This window comes from Shewanella sp. (genome assembly GCF_051658185.1).
Lineage (GTDB): Bacteria > Pseudomonadota > Gammaproteobacteria > Enterobacterales > Shewanellaceae > Shewanella.
Genome location: NZ_JBOFMC010000262.1, coordinates 1 through 2,865, shown reverse-complemented (window position 1 = coordinate 2,865; position 2,865 = coordinate 1). Strand labels below are relative to the sequence as shown.

3 protein-coding genes are annotated in these 2,865 nt (G+C 46.5%); 2 read left to right on the top strand and 1 reads right to left on the bottom strand.

What is annotated here, in order from left to right; translation table 11 throughout:
- The first annotated feature begins 273 nt into the window (after nt 1-273).
- On the top strand, nt 274-630 hold the full coding sequence (locus ACRCZA_RS10115; protein ID WP_438674315.1) for a YceK/YidQ family lipoprotein: 357 nt from the start codon (nt 274-276) through the stop codon (nt 628-630).
- 314 nt (nt 631-944) lie between these two features.
- Here the strand turns inward: ACRCZA_RS10115 and ACRCZA_RS10110 are convergent, their stop codons facing one another.
- Complete coding sequence (locus tag ACRCZA_RS10110; RefSeq protein ID WP_438674314.1) at nt 945-2,471, bottom strand: sigma 54-interacting transcriptional regulator; 1,527 nt, start codon at nt 2,469-2,471, stop codon at nt 945-947.
- Between the two features lie 165 nt (nt 2,472-2,636).
- On the opposite strand from ACRCZA_RS10110, the gene ACRCZA_RS10105 reads away from it, so the two are divergent.
- On the top strand, nt 2,637-2,865 hold a 229-nt coding region (locus ACRCZA_RS10105), incomplete at its 3' end, for an FAD-binding protein (protein WP_438674313.1).

Below are 2,865 nucleotides of genomic sequence, written 5' to 3'. Positions count from 1 at the left end.
TAGGCAGTGACACCTTAATTGTCGCCACCCAAGGCAGGCCCATAAATGGGCCATGCGATGGGACGGCTCCCTCCCCCAATACGCCACAAAATGGCACAGCATACCGCGGGTGAAGCGCTAAGCTAAACTCGCTAGGGCGGCAGCGTAATATGGATAAAGCATAAATAATATCAATCCATTAGTATCAAGATGGCATCGTAAAGTGCTACCCCACCAACACAAATTTCGATAGCATGGTGTTAATAAACCTTTAAAGCACGGGGTTATACGAAAATGCGATTTAAATTAATCACGCTGCTCATCTCGGCCTCGCTACTCAGCGGTTGCATGAGTGCTTATACGCTAACGCCTGAATTTGAAAAAGAGCTGCTAAAGCCAAATCATTGTCCACAAGGCTGCACCATTCACCACATATACAGTGGCTCGACATTGGGAATATGCGCCCTAAGCGCTAGCGCGCGGAGCCCCGGAAGCGGCGGCCAAGGGGCTGGCATCATGTTTTGGGATTTACCCTTTAGCGTGATTCTCGACACCCTAGTGTTGCCCTACACGATTTACAAGCAAGCCACCGTTGGTGGCAGCATCACCATTCAAGGCCTTGAAGGGAATTGTGAAAAAGCTGGTAACTAACAACTCATCACGCAATAACAGAAGCAAATTGTAAGAATCAGACTGGTATTCTAAAACCGACGATGATTTTTTATTTGTCAGGCTGCGTCACCGTTAATAACGCTGAACACAACTCTCAGATTAATCTACTGAATTAATCTCCAAGTATGGCTTGCTTGGCTGTGACCTTCCTAAGCGATACCTTAACTTGTAAGCGGGTTTCTGCACCTCTGAACCATAAAAATGTTAGCAAACAAATAACAGAGCAGCCGCCAGAACAGGCCCTGTATATAGACAGGGCATGAGTATAATATCTAATTTAGCTGCGTATCATCTTAAATAATATTAAGTTTTTTCATTTTACTGCGTAAGGTATTGGCATTGATATCCAACAACTCCGCAGCGCCACCGGGGCCGTAGAGCTTGCCACCCGTGATCCTTAAAGCATGGCTGATGTATTTTTTAGTCATCACATCCAGCGGTACCAAAATATCACTGGCATGACTTGGATCGATTATCACGGTTTGTTTGGATGGGGTTTTCACCTCTTCAACGCCCTGTGGCGCCAGAAAACGAAAGTCGAGCGGACCTGCGGGATGCTGGATTATCGCCCGCTCAAGCACGTTAATGAGTTCTCGCACATTGCCGGGCCAGTCATATCGATTGAGGATATTCAGTTGATCGGGTGCAATTCTGGGTAATTGTGGCAGATTAAACTTAGCACTGAGCTGCTCGATAAAGTGTTGCACAAGCAGGGGGATATCTGCGCGCCGTTGTCTTAATGATGGGATTTCGATAGGGAAAATCGCCAGTCGATACCAAAGATCTTCGCGAAACACTTCTCTATGGACCATGGCTTGAAGGTTTCTGTGGGTCGCCGCAATAATACGAATATCGAGTTGCACCTCATCATGGCCACCCACGCGGGTGATGCAACCATTTTGTAATACCCGTAAAAGCCTGACTTGCGCTGAAAGCGGCAGCTCACCGATCTCATCTAAAAAAATCGTGCCGCCATTAGCTTGTTCAAAATAGCCAATTTTGCGGGATTCAGCGCCCGTAAATGCGCCTTTTTCATAACCAAAAAGCTCGGAGTCAATCAAGGTCTCTGGGATGGCGCCACAATTTACTTTAATAAAAGGTTTACCAGAGCGCTCCGACAATTCGTAGATGGCATTTGCTATCACCTCTTTGCCGCAACCCGTTTCACCGAGCATCAAGACTGTGGTATTGATTTTGGCGATGGATTGCACCTGCTGCATCACTTGCTTAAGGCCAGAGTGAGCACCTACGACCCCATTTTGAATATCTAAGGTACGCCGCAGACTGACATTTTGCTTGGAGAGCGCTTCGTTTTCTTTGAGTAAATTACGGCCCCTGAGATTTAACGCTGTGATTAGCGCTAAGGTTTGCATGTGCGGCGCAATGAGATCGGCATGACGCGGCCTAAATACGCCTGTGGTTTTAGCATAAAAACCAATAATGCCAAGATGAGTATTTTCTATCGATAACCGCAGAATAATCAGTGAGCGAATGTCTTTTATCACCTGAGGCGCGACTAACGCTGTCACCGGATCGTGCTCAATATCATTAACCACTCTCACCCTTGGGCGCTCAGGGTCAGCTAAATCTAGCGCCATTGTTTCAGGGATGGGAATGCACTTATCTAAGGTACAGCAGTGAGTATCATTAACGTGGGCGATAAACTGTATGTCATTAAACTGTTTGCGAAAAATATTCACAAACAGCCCGTCAATGGGCAATTCATACCGAATATACTCGAAGTAACTCTGTAGGGATTTTTCGAGTTGTAAACTACCACAGAGTCTTAGGGTGGATTCGTAATAGAAGTGTTTTTCCATTGATATTTCATGTTGATCACTAAGTATCGTGATTGTAGATCGTTATATTTCGTGATTTTGTGCCTGTATTCAAAGTTCCACGCTTAATCCCCTCTTTTTAGGTGCTTGGCACGGCATCTGCACTTTCAAGCTGACAAGTTCCAGTGATTATTGAAGGAAATCAGCATGAGTGAAACCCAAGGCATTAATTCTGAGCGTCGCCAGCTATTAAAAGGGGGCATGATCATGGCCGCAGGGCTGGGAGCGAGTATCGCCCTTCCCGCTACGGCTAATTGTGAGTCAGTTCCTGTCAGTTTCGATGAGATAGTCGATGTAGTGGTGGTTGGTAGCGGTTTTGCAGGCATGGCTGCGGCGTTACAGGCTCGAGAAGCCGGCGTGAGCGTGATGGTTATCG